The following is a 15344-nucleotide window of genomic DNA, read 5'->3' as shown; positions in this document are numbered from 1 at the left end:
CTTAGGGGGTTGCGGACAATTCGTCGAGGCGCCGTTTGACTTCTTGGATGTCCTGCCACATCAGCCATTTGGGACTGCCCTGCTCTTTGGACGGGTTGCGCAGCAGATAGGCCGGGTGAAAGACGGGCATACAGGCAATGCCTTGCCATTCCATCCAGAGGCCGCGAATTTTGGTGATGCCGCGCTTGTCACCCAGCAGCCCTTGCACCGCCGTCGCGCCCGCCAAAAGAATGATCTTGGGTTGGACCAGGCGCACCTGCTCTTGCAAGTAGGGCACACAGGCCGCCATTTCCTCGGGCGTGGGCTTGCGGTTCCCCGGCGGCCGACATTTGACGATGTTGGCGATGTAGACGTCGCGATTGCTATCGAGGCTGACCGCCGCCAGAATGCGATCGAGCAATTGACCCGCTTTACCAACAAACGGCAGGCCTTGTAGATCCTCGTTCTCGCCAGGGCCTTCGCCAATCACCATCAGCTTGGCTTGAGGATTACCGCGCCCCACCACCGCATGGGTGCGGGTTTGCCCCAATCCACAGCGCTGGCAAGCATTACAGGGCTCTAGCAGCTCTTCGACAGTGCTGAAAGTTCCTGCAGGAATCGGAATACTGGCGCTCGTCGGAATTGCGGCGCGATCGACCGTGGCTGGGGCGTCGGCCACCGGTTCCGCTGCAGCACCGAAGTCGAACAGACTAATTTGATCCTCGCTCATAGCCCCAGATTGCGATCGCTGGCTCGATCTTAAGCGGGCTGGGGATCTGGAATCGTAACCGGAGGCTCACCCTGACAGAGCAGGAGTCGATTCCCTTCGGGATCTTGGGCGTAACATTCGCGTCCGTAGGTTTCGGCGATCGCCGCGGATTCAATCCATCCACCGGCTGCCAGCACCGTCTGACAAGCCATTTCCAGATCCGGCACGTAAAGGCAGAGACTCCAAGCACCAGCCGCCGATCGCCAGCGATCGCGCTCCTCAGCGCGGGGGCGGAACAATCCTAGTCGTTGCCCGTGAATCTGAAAACCCGCGTAGCGATCGCCCCAAACCACCCCTGGCCCGCTGCCCAGCAGAGCTGTATAGAACGCCTGCATCACCGCTAGATTCTGTACGGCCAAGGTCATTTCAAGAGTGAGCATGGATTCTGTCAGTCACAACTGCAAATTCTTCAAAAATTGATGCGTCGTGGAGTGAGCCAAGACTTTAAGATCGAAAGATTGCCTTTTTGCCACCTGCGCCGCCAGCCGCTTTCATGAAACTATCCGAGCGTGTGGGGCGAGTGTCACCATCGTTGACTCTCGCGATCGCTGCCCAAGCCAAAGCGATGAAAGCTGAGGGCTTGGATGTCTGCAGCTTCAGCGCCGGGGAGCCCGACTTTGAAACACCTTTGCACATTCGCAATGCAGCAGCTCAAGCGCTAGCAGAGGGCAAAACTCGCTACGGTCCTGCAGCCGGTGAACCTGATCTGCGCGAAGCGATCGCCCAAAAATTGCGCGCCGACAACGGACTCGATTACCAAGCCGCCAACATTCTCGTCACCAATGGCGGTAAGCAGTCACTCTACAACCTGATGCAGGTGCTGCTCGATCCGGGCGATGAGGTGATTATCCCCGCACCTTACTGGTTGAGCTATCCCGAAATGGTCAAGTTGGCGGGCGGTGTGCCCGTCATCGTTGAAACTTTCGCCAGCGACGGCTTTAAACTCCAGCCGCAGCAATTGGCAGGGGCGATTACGCCTCGGACACGGCTGCTAGTGCTGAATTCCCCCTCCAATCCCACGGGGATGGTCTATAGCCGGCAAGAACTGGAAGCGATCGCGCCGATCATTGAAGCCCATGACTTTTGGGTCGTTTCTGATGAAATTTACGAAAAGATCCTTTACGACGGAGCCGATCACCACAGCATTGGCAGCTTGAGCCCCGCCTGTTTTGAACGAACGCTGATCAGCAACGGCTTCGCCAAAGCCTACTCGATGACAGGATGGCGGGTTGGCTACCTCGCGGGTCCGAGCGAGCTAATTGCTGCTGCTGCATCGCTGCAAAGCCACAGCACCTCAAACGTCTGCACCTTTGCCCAGTACGGCGCGATCGCAGCTCTGCAAGGTCCACAGGATTGTGTGGCAGAAATGCTGGCTGCCTTTACGGAGCGGCGTCAGTTGATCTTGAACGGACTGAATCAAATCGCGGGGCTCTCCTGTCCAATACCGGAAGGGGCGTTCTACGTCTTCGTGGACATCAGCAAAACAGGTCTCGACTCGATGACCTATTGCCGTCAACTGTTGGATCAACATCAAGTTGCAGCCATTCCCGGCATTGCCTTTGGCGACGATCGCAGCATCCGGCTCTCCTACGCCACTGACTGCCAAACGATTGAAAAGGGTCTGGAACGGTTACAGCTCTTCCAAAACAGCCTGCTTGGTGTCTCGGTTTGAGGCTGCATTAGTCGTCCTTGTCCACCGTGACTGGAGACAAGGTGCTATCTTGATCAGCACTTTTGCTTAGTAAGCGATGGGTTCGACAGTTCGGCCGCTGGTTCCGCAGCGTTGGATCGCGATTGGGGACAGCACAATTTATGGCTACGGTGATCCAGAGGGCGGTGGCTGGGTGGAGCGGCTACGACGTCAGTGGATGCACCCCGATCGCCCCGGCCCAGTGCTCTACAACCTCGGCGTCCGTGGGGATGGGGTAGAGCAAGTTCAGCAACGCCTAGAGGCCGAATTTCGCTGTCGGGGTGAATTGCGGCGCCAACAACCCGATGTCATCCTGCTCTCGGTCGGTATTAATGATTCCGCCCGCATTGGTTCTTTGAAAGGACGACAAATGTGTCCACGCGATCGCTTTACGGAAGCGATCCAAGCCTTGCTGCAGGAATCAAAATCGCTTGCGCCGACCCTCGTGATCGGCATGGTGCCAGTGTCCGAAGCGCAGATGCCGTTCGCCGATTGCCTCTGGTTCAACCATGCGGATCAGCGTGAATATACGGCAATTACGCAGCAGGCTTGTGAAGAACTGAATCTGCCCTATCTCGATCTGTTCAGCCGCTGGTGGGAACGGGGCGAAGAATGGTGGCAGTCTTGCCTCGGTCCCGATGGGCTTCATCCGAATGTCAGTGGTTATCGCGCCATATACGAAGAGGTGCAAGCTTGGGCACCCTTACAACAGTTGCTGTACCAGCCCAGTTTGGCTGCTGAAATCGCCAGCGTCAGAACCCGTGTCACCCATTTGTGACCCCCCTCCGCTACACTGCAACCAACCTGCTGTCTGCCCCAGGCCCTGATGTCAGAACAAGAAACACCGCAATTCCTCCATCCCTTGGCTGCAGCCGAGCCGACAGAGGAAGCGGGCGTTTATCTCTGTAATGCCTTTGCGGTAGCAGAGGAGCTCGTCAATGAAGCTGTTTTTGGCGAAGACTGGGAAGCGAACCTGCGCGTAGTCAAGTTGCTGCAGGATGCTGGGCTACCGGGCGAGCACATCACGGAAATGTTTGATGATTGCCGGGATGGCTGTCGGCATGCCTGTCTGCGGATCATCGAGTATGTGGCGGATGCACTGCTAGATGAGGCTGGTGACGAGGATATTGCGGCCCAAGCAGACTGATCGTGACCAGATTGAGGCGATCGCTCCTCCCTCTTTCGTCAGCATCGCTCAGCAATCAGGCATGATCTAGGGAGCACTGTTTGCATGCGCGAGTCACATGGGTAGCGAAATCCTGGAAGTAACCGGTCGGGCTGTGCCGTTGGTGGGCAACGATATCGACACCGATCGCATCATCCCAGCCCGATTCCTGCGCAGTGTCACCTTTGACGGTCTGGGTGCCAACGTCTTTATCGATGATCGCCAGCAACTGCAGGGCCAACATCCCTTTGACCAAGCACAGTATCAGGGCGCGACGGTTCTGGTGGTCAACCGTAACTTTGGCTGTGGTTCTAGCCGAGAGCACGCTCCTCAGGCGATCGCTAAATGGGGCATTCAGGCGATTGTGGGCGAAAGTTTTGCGGAGATTTTCTTTGGCAACTGCCTCAGTCTGGGGATTCCCTGCGTGACAGCTGGGGCGGCAGCAGTGGCTGAATTGCAAGCAGCGATCGCATCTGACCCTAGCCAGCCTGTCACAGTCGATCTAGAAGAACTGCAAGTTCGACGCGGAGCTTGGAGCGCAGAGCTGACACTCGCTCCTGGGCCACTCCAAATGCTGCGTAGCGGTCAGTGGGATGCAACCGGTCAACTAGTCGCCAATGCAGAAGCGATCGCTCAAACTGCCGCCAATCTTCCTTACGTGGGCTGGCAAGCGATCGCAGCCAGCTAGCATTTGACCTTGTTGCTCGAGGTTAGACCGATCGTTGGTGCCTGCCGCGATCGGTTTTGTGTTGGGCGATCGCTAGGACTTGAAGATGACCGAAACAACGACTGCGATCGTGGCGGAGACAATCAAACCAAAGGCTAGATTGACCAAGGATTGCGTCGTCTGCTGGTAAAGATCAAAGCGCGCCTGTGCAGCCTTCTGATACGACTCAAACTGCTCTTGCGCTCTAGCTTGGTCGCGTTGGTAGTCTTCGCGGAGCTGGTCGATGCGCTGCAAGGAAGCAGCGATCTCGGCTTCAAAGCGGCTGATGCGCTCTCCAGAAGCGGTCATAGCAGGATTTCACAGGCGTAGTGTGTCCTAGCTGAGGCATCCCCAGCTGAGCGATCGCTGCTCATTTCTGCGGTCCTTAAACGAGCCTTCTAGTTCCCAAGCAGCAGGCATCTTTTAGGCTGGAGAGCATGTCTATTCCCAAATTTGCCCTGTTTGAGCAGGGGCTACCCCTTGGCCGAGCAACGGAAGCTGAGCGGCTTCAGCACTGTCTGGAACAGGATGGTGATTGTCTGATTGCCGGTGTGCCCCGCAGTGGTCGTACTGCCCTCGTACGAGCAGTGACCCAGGTACTGGGCGGTTATTGCCTCGAAGTCGATTGCCTACGAGCAACCAATAATCCTCGCTTCCTAGCCCTCTATCTTGATGCGATCGCCACTGCCTTTACGGCTCCACCAGAGCGCGACCAGCTACGGGAGTGGGCCGCTGAGCATCGGGTGGGTATTCAAGAGAGCGCCACCACATTCAAATTTGAACTGGGGGCTAGTAGCCGCGAACGGCAGCTTAGTCATGCCATTTTGGCGTTACCGCAACTCTTGGCTGAGCGCTTTGAGCAGCGCGTGGTGGTGATGTTCCGCAACTTTAGCCATCTCCAGACTTGGGACCGGAAGGGGCATTGGGAGACGCAGCTCCGCAGCGAAATTGCTCGGCAGACACAGGTTTGCTATGCCTTGATTGCCACGGCGGCTGAACCTTGGGCGATCGCCAGTGGACTGGAAATTATTACGCTCCATCCCCTCAGTCAAGCGACTGTCGAGCAGTGGCTCAATCAGCAATTTGCCGATTGGGGTCGCAGCTTTAGTCCAGACGCCATTCAAGCATTTTGGGCAGCAACCCAAGGCCATCCGGGAGAGACAGAAACCCTAGCGCGGCGACTCTGGCTGCTGCAACCCAGCCCGACTATCGAGCGATCGCAGGTGGAGGTGGCGATCGCTTCACTCTTGGAAGATCTGGCGCTGACCTTCGAGTCGCTATTGCTGCTGCTACCCACGAGTCAGGTGCGACTCCTGGAGAGTTTGGCGATCGACCCAACCTCTAGTCCCCAGGCCGGTCACTACATCCAAAAACACCAACTCTCTCGGGGTGGTGGTTTGCAAGGTGCCTTGAACAGCTTGATGCAGAAGGGCCTGATCTATGGTCCTGAGTCAGGGTATCGCTTAGCGCTGCCGCTGTTTGGGCAATGGCTACAACGGCGAGTCGGCTAATTCTCAGCCGCGATCGCGGCCGTTATCACCAAGGTTCGCTCTGCTTCTTCCGCATCCAGAACCGTGAGAGCCAAGCCCGCATGGACAATCACGTAGTCGCCCACTCGCGCCTCAGGCACACAGGCAAGGCTGACTGCACGAATGGCACCGCCAAAGCTGACACGTCCACTACGAAACAGACCGTCCGGATCATCCGGCTGCGTGTGAATACTGAGCAGTTGTCCCGGAACCGCTAAGCACATGCTTGGATCCTCCATACCAATGAACGGCTAAGACCTGTCCAGCTGCAATGCCACCATCATTGGGCGGTAGTTGCTGTGCCCAATAGGGCTGGAAGCCCGCCGATCGCAAAGCCGCGATCGCGCCTTCCAATAAGAAACGATTCTGGAAGCAACCACCACTCAAAATCACTGGCTCTAGCCCTGCTTGCTGGGCAAGTGCCACAACCAACTGAATCAGGCTGCGATGAAAACGAGTTGCGAGGATCGCCGTGGATAGATCTGCTTGGCGATCGCACCAAACCGCTTGCAGAAGCGATCGCCAGTCAATACCTGTTTCAGTCAGGGACAGCGGATAATCGCCGACAATCTGAGGATCGCACTGATTTTCTAGCCAAGTCGCCACCTGCCCTTCGTAGGTTTGATCACCCTGCCAACGACAGATCCAAGCGATCGCCTCAAATAATCGCCCCATGCTGGAGGTTTTCAGGCCGCGATCGCGACTTAACCACGCCTGTAACAGCGATCGCTCCGTCGGGCTGAACACCGTTTGTAACTCCGGCAAATCCCAGCAGCGATCGCCTTCGAGCTGCCAGAGCAGGGCCAGAGCAGACCGGCGCGGTTCTTTTGCAGCGCGATCGCCCCCCAACAGTGGCCACAGCTGGAGATGCCTCCAGCGTTGCCAGCCCTCCGTCTGGCAAATCAAGGCTTCACTGCCCCAAACGGTTTGATCGAGTCCCCAGCCACTGCCATCCCAAGCCAGCCCGAGAAAAGGTGGTTGCAGTTGATGTTCGGCTGCTACGGCCAACACATGCGCCAAGTGATGCTGAACATGCCAGCCCGATCGCGTTTCGGTTGGCGCCAGCAAAGGCGCATCCGGATGAGCATCGGCAACCCAAGCGGTTGGCTGCAATCCCATCACAGTTTGTAGATGCTCAATTACTTGTTGGCGGCGATCGCGGGCGGCAAGACTTTCGAGGTCACCAACATAGGGCGCGAGTTGCAGTTGTCCATCAGCCGCGATCGCGGGCGTGTTCTTCTGCCAACTACCCAGAATGAGGAGGGGTTCAGCGGGCGTTGCGATCGCGATCGGCGTCGGAACGTAGCCCCTTGCTCGGCGCAGAACTTGAATCTGTCCATCAATAATCCGCGTGACGGAATCATCCATTGGTAGGGCGATCGGACGATCGTGGACGAGCCAAAGATCGGCGATTGCACTCAAGCTCTCCAGCGCATCTACTTCATCCCAGCAGAGCGGATCGCCGCTACGGTTGCCACTGGTGGCGACCAACGGCTGACCAAAATCACGACTGAGCAAATGATGGAGCGGTGTCGCCGGTAGCATCAGGCCGAGTTCACAGCAGTCTGGTGCGATCGCCGCCAGCCAAGGTTCCGAAGCGATCGCCCGCAGCAACACGATCGGTGCAGCAGGCGACTGCAAGAGTTCTGCTTCAGCGGCAGAGATTTGGCAAAGCTGTCGCACCGCCTCCAGATCCGGCAGGAGTAACGCTAGCGGTTTATGAGGTCGGCTTTTGCGATCGCGCAGTCGTTGCACCGCGTCAGTCTGGCAGGCATCTACCAGCAGTTGAAAGCCGCCCAGTCCTTTCAATGCCAGAATTTTGCCTTGTTGAAGTGCGGCGATCGCCTCAGTCAAAGAGCGATCGCGATCGGCTAAAACTTGACCTTGAGCATCCCAAAGTTGCAGTTGTGGGCCACAGGTGGGGCAGGCGATCGGCTGGGCATGAAACCGGCGATCGCTCGGATCTTGATACTCCCGCTGACAGTCGGGGCAGAGCGGAAACGTCGCCAGCGTGGTGCGATTGCGATCGTAGGGAAGTTGCCGAACAATGCTGGCGCGCGGGCCGCAGACGGTGCAATTCAGAAAGGGATAGCGATAGCGGCGATCGCGCAGATCCCACAGTTCTCGCAGACAGGCAGAGCAAGGAGCGCGATCGGGCGGTAGTTGCGCGGTGCTCTGCTCCGAAGCCATTGAAGTTGCAATCACAAACTCGCGATCGCCTTGAAGAGTCAGCCGTTCTTGTTGCAGGCGATCACAGCGACCTGCCGCAGGGAGTTCAACCAGCAAGCGCTGCTGAAACTGCTGGAGTTGGGCGATCGCTCCTTCCACTTCAATCTGAGCGCCAGCCGCATCATTGTTCACCCAGCCGGTCAGTCCCAGTTCGCGAGCCAAACGCCAGACAAAAGGTCGGAAGCCGATGCCCTGCACCACGCCTTGGACGCGCAGCCGCCAGCGCTCCTGTTTTGCCGTGAGGACTCCTGTCATACCGAGAGCAATCGGACAGTGGCTTCAGTGTGACGACCCATCGAGTTTTGGAGCGCGATCGCCCCTGCAATTTAAGCTTTGACCGGCGCTAGAAGATGAGATCGCTGCACCTGCAACCAATCCAGCCAGTCGCTCCAACCCTGTCCGCCCCGACTGCTGACCGGCAGAATCGTCGCCGTGGGATTGACTGCCCGCAGATTGGCGATCGCCGCCGCCTGATCAAACTCCACTGCCTCGGCTAAATCGACTTTAGTAATCAGCACCAGATCAGCACGACTAAAGGCACTGGGATACTTGAGCGGCTTATCCTCGCCCTCCGTCACCGACAGCAGCAACACCCGCCGCTCTTCCCCAAGGTCAAACGCAGCAGGACAAACCAAATTGCCAACATTTTCGATGAAGAGAATATCGATCGCGCTCAGGTCGAGCTGATGGCAGGCACGATGAACGAGATCCGCTTCCAGATGGCAGAGTTCGCCCGTTTCAATCTGAATCGCCGGCGCACCCGTTGCTTGCAGACGCTGGGCATCGCGATCGGTCGCCAGATCACCCACGATCGCAGCCGGTCGCAGGGTAGGCGGCAACTCGCGCAACGTCCGTTCTAGCAGCGCCGTTTTGCCGGAACCGGGCGACGACAATAGGTTAAGCGCTAGCACGCCAGCCCGCTGAAAATGCTCGCGATTATGCGCTGCCGCATGATCATTACGATGCAAAATCGCTTCTGCCAAAGAAATCTGGCGTGGCTCCGGCGTAGCAATCACGACCGGATCGGGACTTTGGCAGCCACAAACACCACACATCTAAACCACCTCCATCGATTGCAACTGCAACTCTCGCCCCTGCTGCAACTGCCAGCGATCGCTTCCACAGTGGGAACAGGCAGCTAACAGCGGCGGTGGGGTTTGCTGGCCACAGGTCTGACAGCGAAATTGAGCAGGCACTGACTCAATCACTAATTGCGCCGAGGCAGCGATCGTGTCTTGCTGCACAAGGGAAAAGGCAAATCGCAGCGCCTCCGCATCCACGCCTGCCCAAGTTCCCAATCGCAGCTTCAGACTGACGATTTGCTGCGCCTCGGCTTGAACTGCCTGCCAGAGCGCAGTCTCTACCAAGGCAGTCGCCAGACTTAATTCGTGCACAGCACCTCTTGGTCGTTCCAATGGCGAATCAGCCAGAGGGCTTGCTGCACCCCCGACTGGGTAGCCGGCGACAGCTGTTCTGAAAAATGCCAGTCATGACCTGGAATCAGTACCCAGTAAGCCGTGGGGCAATGGCCGTAGAGTCGCTCACACAACCCCAGTAAAGCTGCAGGCGTTAGGTCGTGAGGACTGAGCATGGATGCTTCGATATCCGGAGACAATCGCCGCATTTCCACTCCACCATCCGTGCAATCGGCGGCGGGATAGGCATCGACAAAAATGACCGTGGGTACCGTGGCTAATTCTGCGGCTAGCTCCGGCAGGACTTGATGACAGGCGATCGCTCGAAACGTCGTTCCGGGCCAGCGAGCGATCGCTTCAGCAACAGCGATCCCGGCGCCATCATCACTCCGCAGTGCATTGCCATAGCCGATTACAAGGCACATTGCTGGGATTAGAGATCACGACATAGGCATTGGTAGAGTTCCCCCCGACTGTCAAAAATCTCGATTTTGAGGGGCATTTGTCCGGCTGTATGGGTTGAGCAGGAAAGGCAGGGATCAAAGCAGCGAATACCCGCCTCCACTCGGTTCAGAAAAGACTCCTGCACCTCCCCATGGCGAATGTAGTGTTGGGCAATTTGGGTAACAGTGCGATTCATCGCCAGATTGTTTTGGCCCGTGGCAATGATCAGGTTGACGCGCTCGATTTTGCCGTGGGAATCGACGCGGTAGTGGTGGAATAACGTCCCACGAGGTGCCTCACTGACACCAATCGCCTCCAGACAATTGACCCCAGCCTGCGATCGCAGGAATCCTGTTTGCAGGTTGGGGTCTTCAACCATCTCCGCAATCTTCTCGAGGCTCGCCAAAATTTCGACTAGCCGAGCGTAGTGATAGAGGAAGCTGCTGGTGACTGTGCCACCACGCGATCGCGCAGTTCCTGTCGCTCTGCTTCCGCCCCTGCCCGTACCGATGCGATCGCAGACATTGAGACGCGCCAGCGGCCCAACCCGATACATCCCCTCAGGGTAGCCCCACGGCTTGTAGTAGGGAAATTTGAGATAGGACCACGGTTCGACCGCTTCACCCAAAAAGCTGGCATAGTCATCCTCCCTGAGGCGATCGGCAATGATCCGTCCTTGGCTATCAACAAAGCGGAGATGACCGCCGTAGTGCTCCCAGTCGCCGTTATCGGCCACCAGCCCCATGAACAAGCTGGGGAAGTCGCCAAAGACGGCTGTTTCTTCTCGGAACTCGCGATCGAGCAGCCGTTTGAAGCGATCGAGCGTGGCCCGTACTGTCGCTAGCTCAGCGGGTAGGCGATCGCGGATCCAAACCATGCCTTCCTGACTGAGAAGACTCCGCACCCCGCCCGGTACCGCCCAAGCTGCATGAATTTTGCGCCCCCCCAACCACTCGATCAGCTGCTGTCCAAACTGCCGGAGTCGGATGCCGGCGCGAGCGCTTTCTGGATCAGCAGCAATCAAGCCGAAGAGATTACGCCTTGCCGGATCACTATCCCAGCCCAGCAGAAAATCGGGGCTACTGAGATGAAAAAAGCTGAGGGCGTGGGACTGGATGATCTGGGCCAGATTGATCAATCGACGCAGGTTTTCCGCGGCTGGCGGGATCTGCACCGCCAGAATTTTGTCGCCGGTTTTCGCGGCGGCCAGTAGGTGGCTGACCGGACAAATGCCGCAGATCCGCGCCGTGATCCCCGCCATTTCGGTAAAGGGGCGGCCCTCGCAGAACTTTTCAAAGCCGCGATATTCAACGACGTGAAACCGCGCTGCCTCGGCATTGCCCTGATCATCCAAAAACACGGAGATCTTGGCGTGGCCTTCAATCCGCGTTACTGGATCAATGACAATCGTGCGCGTCATAATCCAGCCTCAACCAAATTTCAGCAAGTCCCGACCGGAGTGGGGCGGGGTTTGCTGGTCGAGCAGCGCTTGCAGCAGACTGCGAATGCGATCGGCGGGCGGCGGACAGCCCGGCAGATAATGCTCAATCGCCACCAGTTCGTGAATCGGTGTAACGCGATTGAGCAGCGGCGGCACAATTCCGGGCTCATTCGGCAATTGCGGCGTCGTATCGGCCAGCTCCAGATAGCCCCGTTCCAGAACAGCAGCGGCAGATTCAGCCCCCCAGAGATTGCGCATCCCTGGCACATTGGCATGAATCGCGCAGTCGCCAAAGGACACCAAAATGCGGGTGCGATCGCGGACTTGGTGGAGCAGCTCCAAATTATCGAGATTGGCAACCGCTCCTTCAATCAGGCAGAGATCGACGCCTTCGGGATAGTCCTTGCGATCGCAAGCAACAGGACTGAAGACGACCTCGACGCGCTCCGCCAAATCGATCAGCCATTCATCCAAATCTAAAAAGGACATGTGGCAACCCGAACAGCCCGCCAGCCAAACGGTTGCCAGCTTTATCTTGTCCATCGCCGCTGTCCTCGTGCTTCGGCCAAGAACGCTAACTTGTCGCGATCGCGCTCAATTTCGCCCGTAGTTTCGCCCTTGTGGAACAGCGCTCCGGTCGGGCAGGCATCGATACATTTGCCGCAGTTGGTGCAGGCATCGACTGCGCCCCAAGGCTGATCCATGCCGGCAACAATCCGACAGTGCTCGCCCCTCATCGCCACATCCCAGACATGCGCCCCTTCGATTTCGTCACAAACCCGCACACAGCGCGTACAGAGAATGCAGCGATTGTGATCCAGCCCAAAGAAGCGGTGCGATAGATCGACGTCCCGTTTCGGGAAACGGTAAGGGTAGCGGCTGTGATCCATGCCGACGGCGATCGCGGCATCCTGCAGTTCGCAATTGCCATTGGCCACACAGATCGCACAAACGTGATTGCCTTCCGCAAAAAAGAGTTCGACAATCTGGCGGCGGTAGCGCTCAAGGCGGGGCGATCGCGTTTGCACCACCAAACCTTCACTGACCGTCAGTAAACAAGCCGGTTGCAGCTTAGGCGATCCCGCCACTTCCACGACGCAGAGACGACAGGCTCCTACATCACTCACCCCTTGAAGATGGCAGAGGGTCGGAATCGGAATGCTCGCCTCGCGAGCCACCTGCAGCACCGTTTGGCCTACGTTGGCAGCCAGCTCTTGATCATCAATTTGTAAGGTGACGACAGACATCGACGGAGTCACCACAGGGATCTGCTGACCCATTGCAGGTCAGTCGCCTTTATCCTGGCTAGCACGCTTGGGCCATGCCCAAAACTACACCAGAGGCTTTAGATTCGCGATCGCAAAGCCAGCTTGCAGACTAGAGATCAGGGCTAGAGGCCGAGCAGAACGGATGTCAAAAGATCCGATTTATTTGGACTACCACGCCACCACACCGGTTGATTCGCGGGTGGTCACAGCCATGCAGCCGTTTTGGGGTGAGCAGTTTGGCAATCCCGCTAGCCGCAGCCATCGCTATGGACTCGAAGCCGCCGCCGCCGTACAAGTCGCTCGAGAAACTCTGGCAACGGCGATCGCGGCACAACCTGAAGAGCTCATTTTTTGTAGCGGCGCGACGGAAGCCAACAATCTAGCGATCAAAGGTGTGGCCGAGACCCAGCACCGCAAAGGCCAACACCTGATCACAGTGGCGACGGAGCATCAAGCCGTGTTGTCTCCCTGTCGCTATCTGGAATCATTGGGCTTTCAACTGACCGTCTTGCCCGTCAATTCTCAAGGCTTGATCAGCGTTGAGCAAGTGGCGGCTGCCCTGCGTCCCGACACGATTTTGGTCTCCGTCATGGCCGCCAACAACGAGATTGGGGTGTTGCAACCGATCGCAGCAATTGGGGCACTCTGTCGCGATCGCGGGGTGGTGTTCCACTGTGATGCCGCTCAAGCCCTCGGACGAATTCCGTTCAATGTCAGCGATCTGAACGTCGATCTGCTCTCCCTCAGCGGCCATAAGGTCTATGGCCCCAAGGGAATTGGGTTGCTCTACCGGCGATCGGGGGTGGCGATCGCGCCGCAACTGCACGGTGGAAGTCAGGAACAAGGACTGCGAGCTGGAACACTTGCGCCAGCTTTGATCGTTGGTTTTGCCCAAGCCACAGAGCTCGCGATCGCTGAACAACCCACTGAAACCCTGCGACTGCAGACCCTGCGCGATCGCCTCTGGCAAGGACTGCAAGCGATCGGCGGTCTCCATCTCAACGGCGACCCACAGCAACGTCTGCCTAGCAACCTCAACTTCAGCATCGAAGGAATCGATCCCAGTCGTCTGATCCAGCGGATCCGAGGGGCGATCGCAGTTTCCTCTGGTTCAGCTTGTAGTTCTGGCAATGCTGAGCCGTCTCACGTACTGACTGCGATCGGGCGATCGCCAGACCTCGCTCATGCCTCGCTGCGGATTGGTCTAGGCCGTTTCACGATTGCCGAGGAGATCGACCGCACGCTAGAAATTTTGATCGCAGCCATTCAAGCCGAGCGATCGCGCCTCACCCGCCATAAAAAAGGCTGACCCGATTTGAGTCAGCCCCACTGCAAGTTAGCAACTCAGTCGAGACTAGAGCGCTGCAACCTGGATTTCGACTTCAGCAGTCACATCAGCGTGCAGCTTGACTTGCACTTTGTAGAAGCCCAGCTTGTGGATTTCCGGCAAGGTAATTTCGCGGCGATCGACTTCTTGGGTTGTCGCCACTTGGATTGCTTCGGCCACATCACCATTGGTGACCGTCCCGAAGATCGACTCACCTTCACCAGCTTGCTTCTTAATCACAAAGCGGCCGATGGTTTCCAACGCTGTTTTGCGAGCGACGGCAGCTTCTTTCTCAGCCACCAAGCGAGCCGCTTCACGAGCACGGCGGAATTCAACCTGCTTGAGCACACCACGGGTCACCGGTTGCGCTAAGCCTTGGGGCAGCAAGAAGTTGCGAGCATAGCCCGGTGCAACTTCCACGAGGTCGCCATCGCGCCCCAATTTGTAGACATCTTGACTGAGAACGACTTGAACTCGCTTGGCCATGACTGCAATTCCGTGGGCTAATCCTTCTGGACACTTCCCGGCCTGTCGCTTTCTGTGATGAAGCCTTAGTCCGGAGACTCTCGCTTCGTCGGGAGTGTGAGTGGTTCCCTCGGCGAGCAAAGAAACCGCAGAACGGTTTCTGTCTGAATGTGAATACTGTTACTGATGGCTGCATCACAGCACTCAGCAACACACACTGATTGAGAGCGGTAGTGAACCCGCAAACGCATATTATGACGCAAAGTCGCTCGGTTTTCGAGAGCGATCGCACGAATTGAACGGTTTCTGTGGAGTCAGGTCTCTACAATCAGAAGGGCTTTCACCACCGTCCTTTGCCTGCCCAGATTGAATTTCGTCCCGCTCAGCTTGATGACCGAGAAGCGATCGCAAAATTGCTCTCGGCGAGTTTTCATCGCCATCTCGGCACGGATAGCTGGCTCTACTGGCTGCTCTATCTCAGTATTCAATCCGACCTCAAGCAGCGGCTACAGCGCCGCAAGTCTGGTTACGACTGCTGGATCGCGATCGCCGATGGTGCGATCGCTGGTGTGATTGAGCTGGAACTTAAACAGGATTGGCCCCGGCAAACCGCCTATCCCTACTGCTCCAATCTGGCCGTTGCTGAGGCTTGGCGTCGCCAAGGACTTGCCAGCCAACTTCTCCGTCAGGCTGAGCAAACCGCCCAATCGCGGGGCAGTTCGCAGGTCTACCTCCATGTTTTGGAGAGCAACTATCGGGCGCGATCGCTCTATACCAAGCAGGGCTACAGCCTGCAAAAACGCGATCGCACTTGGCAGGCTTGGATGACTGGTGGCTCTTGGCGGCTGTTTCTCTCCAAACCTCTCTAAGGCAGGCTCCCTATCTAGATCAAAGCTCCTGTTTCCAAAACCATCAGA

At 57.4% G+C, this 15344-nt stretch carries 19 protein-coding genes; 7 read left to right on the top strand and 12 right to left on the bottom strand.

Annotation, left to right across the window (positions count from 1 at the left end):
• Position 1 precedes the first annotated feature (1 nt).
• Positions 2-709: a uracil-DNA glycosylase gene (locus tag SYC_RS08335; protein ID WP_011243877.1), complete on the bottom strand. Its 708-nt coding sequence runs from the start codon at positions 707-709 to the stop codon at positions 2-4.
• A 29-nt stretch (positions 710-738) separates the two neighbouring features.
• Entirely contained in the window at positions 739-1128 is a 390-nt protein-coding gene (locus SYC_RS08330; RefSeq protein WP_011243876.1) for a VOC family protein, read from the bottom strand.
• A 113-nt stretch (positions 1129-1241) separates the two neighbouring features.
• Between SYC_RS08330 and SYC_RS08325 the strand changes: the two genes are divergently transcribed.
• The 4 genes from SYC_RS08325 to leuD all read left to right on the top strand — a co-directional run bounded on the left by SYC_RS08325 (position 1242) and on the right by leuD (position 4291).
• On the top strand, positions 1242-2420 hold the full coding sequence (locus SYC_RS08325; RefSeq protein WP_011243875.1) for a pyridoxal phosphate-dependent aminotransferase: 1179 nt from the start codon (positions 1242-1244) through the stop codon (positions 2418-2420).
• A gap of 76 nt (positions 2421-2496) precedes the next feature.
• On the top strand, positions 2497-3216 hold the full coding sequence (locus SYC_RS08320) for a GDSL-type esterase/lipase family protein (protein ID WP_011243874.1): 720 nt from the start codon (positions 2497-2499) through the stop codon (positions 3214-3216).
• 48 nt (positions 3217-3264) lie between these two features.
• On the top strand, positions 3265-3585 hold the full coding sequence (locus SYC_RS08315) for a hypothetical protein (RefSeq protein WP_011243873.1): 321 nt from the start codon (positions 3265-3267) through the stop codon (positions 3583-3585).
• A gap of 97 nt (positions 3586-3682) precedes the next feature.
• Entirely contained in the window at positions 3683-4291 is a 609-nt protein-coding gene (leuD, locus tag SYC_RS08310) for a 3-isopropylmalate dehydratase small subunit (protein WP_011243872.1), read from the top strand.
• Between the two features lie 72 nt (positions 4292-4363).
• Here the strand turns inward: leuD and SYC_RS08305 are convergent, their stop codons facing one another.
• The gene (locus SYC_RS08305) at positions 4364-4618 is read right to left on the bottom strand and encodes a hypothetical protein (RefSeq protein WP_011378515.1); all 255 of its coding nucleotides are present in this window, start codon (positions 4616-4618) and stop codon (positions 4364-4366) included.
• A 128-nt stretch (positions 4619-4746) separates the two neighbouring features.
• On the opposite strand from SYC_RS08305, the gene SYC_RS08300 reads away from it, so the two are divergent.
• Positions 4747-5820 (top strand): ATP-binding protein, encoded by a 1074-nt coding sequence (locus tag SYC_RS08300; RefSeq protein ID WP_011243871.1) that lies wholly within the window; start codon positions 4747-4749, stop codon positions 5818-5820.
• On the opposite strand, the gene SYC_RS08295 is transcribed toward SYC_RS08300, so the two are convergent.
• From SYC_RS08295 to hoxU, 8 genes are all read right to left on the bottom strand, one after another.
• The gene (locus tag SYC_RS08295) at positions 5817-6062 is read right to left on the bottom strand and encodes a HypC/HybG/HupF family hydrogenase formation chaperone (protein ID WP_011243870.1); all 246 of its coding nucleotides are present in this window, start codon (positions 6060-6062) and stop codon (positions 5817-5819) included. The two genes, SYC_RS08300 and SYC_RS08295, sit on opposite strands and share 4 nt — an antisense overlap.
• Complete coding sequence (gene hypF, locus SYC_RS08290; protein WP_011243869.1) at positions 6010-8322, bottom strand: carbamoyltransferase HypF; 2313 nt, start codon at positions 8320-8322, stop codon at positions 6010-6012. The genes SYC_RS08295 and hypF overlap by 53 nt, the downstream gene beginning before the upstream one ends.
• 71 nt (positions 8323-8393) lie before the next feature.
• A complete protein-coding gene (gene hypB, locus SYC_RS08285) occupies positions 8394-9122 on the bottom strand; it encodes a hydrogenase nickel incorporation protein HypB (protein WP_011243868.1) in 729 nt (242 codons plus the stop codon).
• The gene (gene hypA, locus SYC_RS08280; protein ID WP_011243867.1) at positions 9123-9461 is read right to left on the bottom strand and encodes a hydrogenase maturation nickel metallochaperone HypA; all 339 of its coding nucleotides are present in this window, start codon (positions 9459-9461) and stop codon (positions 9123-9125) included.
• On the bottom strand, positions 9449-9907 hold the full coding sequence (locus SYC_RS08275; protein WP_011243866.1) for a hydrogenase maturation protease: 459 nt from the start codon (positions 9905-9907) through the stop codon (positions 9449-9451). The genes hypA and SYC_RS08275 overlap by 13 nt, the downstream gene beginning before the upstream one ends.
• 8 nt (positions 9908-9915) lie before the next feature.
• Positions 9916-11346 (bottom strand): Ni/Fe hydrogenase subunit alpha, encoded by a 1431-nt coding sequence (locus tag SYC_RS08270; RefSeq protein WP_011243865.1) that lies wholly within the window; start codon positions 11344-11346, stop codon positions 9916-9918.
• 9 nt (positions 11347-11355) lie between these two features.
• Positions 11356-11910: an oxidoreductase gene (locus SYC_RS08265; RefSeq protein ID WP_011243864.1), complete on the bottom strand. Its 555-nt coding sequence runs from the start codon at positions 11908-11910 to the stop codon at positions 11356-11358.
• Positions 11898-12614, bottom strand: coding sequence for a bidirectional hydrogenase complex protein HoxU (gene hoxU, locus SYC_RS08260; protein ID WP_011378517.1), 717 nt, complete (start codon positions 12612-12614; stop codon positions 11898-11900). Before hoxU ends, SYC_RS08265 begins: the two co-directional genes overlap by 13 nt.
• A gap of 163 nt (positions 12615-12777) precedes the next feature.
• Between hoxU and SYC_RS08255 the strand changes: the two genes are divergently transcribed.
• Complete coding sequence (locus SYC_RS08255; protein WP_011243862.1) at positions 12778-13944, top strand: cysteine desulfurase family protein; 1167 nt, start codon at positions 12778-12780, stop codon at positions 13942-13944.
• A gap of 45 nt (positions 13945-13989) precedes the next feature.
• On the opposite strand, the gene rplI is transcribed toward SYC_RS08255, so the two are convergent.
• Complete coding sequence (gene rplI, locus SYC_RS08250; RefSeq protein WP_011243861.1) at positions 13990-14448, bottom strand: 50S ribosomal protein L9; 459 nt, start codon at positions 14446-14448, stop codon at positions 13990-13992.
• 332 nt (positions 14449-14780) lie between these two features.
• Between rplI and SYC_RS08245 the strand changes: the two genes are divergently transcribed.
• The gene (locus SYC_RS08245; protein ID WP_234701760.1) at positions 14781-15296 is read left to right on the top strand and encodes a GNAT family N-acetyltransferase; all 516 of its coding nucleotides are present in this window, start codon (positions 14781-14783) and stop codon (positions 15294-15296) included.
• Positions 15297-15344: the final 48 nt, after the last annotated feature.

It is taken from the genome of Synechococcus elongatus PCC 6301, assembly GCF_000010065.1.
Taxonomy (GTDB): Bacteria; Cyanobacteriota; Cyanobacteriia; order Synechococcales; family Synechococcaceae; genus Synechococcus; species Synechococcus elongatus.
The sequence above is the reverse complement of the archived record's forward strand: the minus strand, read 5'-3'. Positions and strand labels throughout refer to the sequence as shown.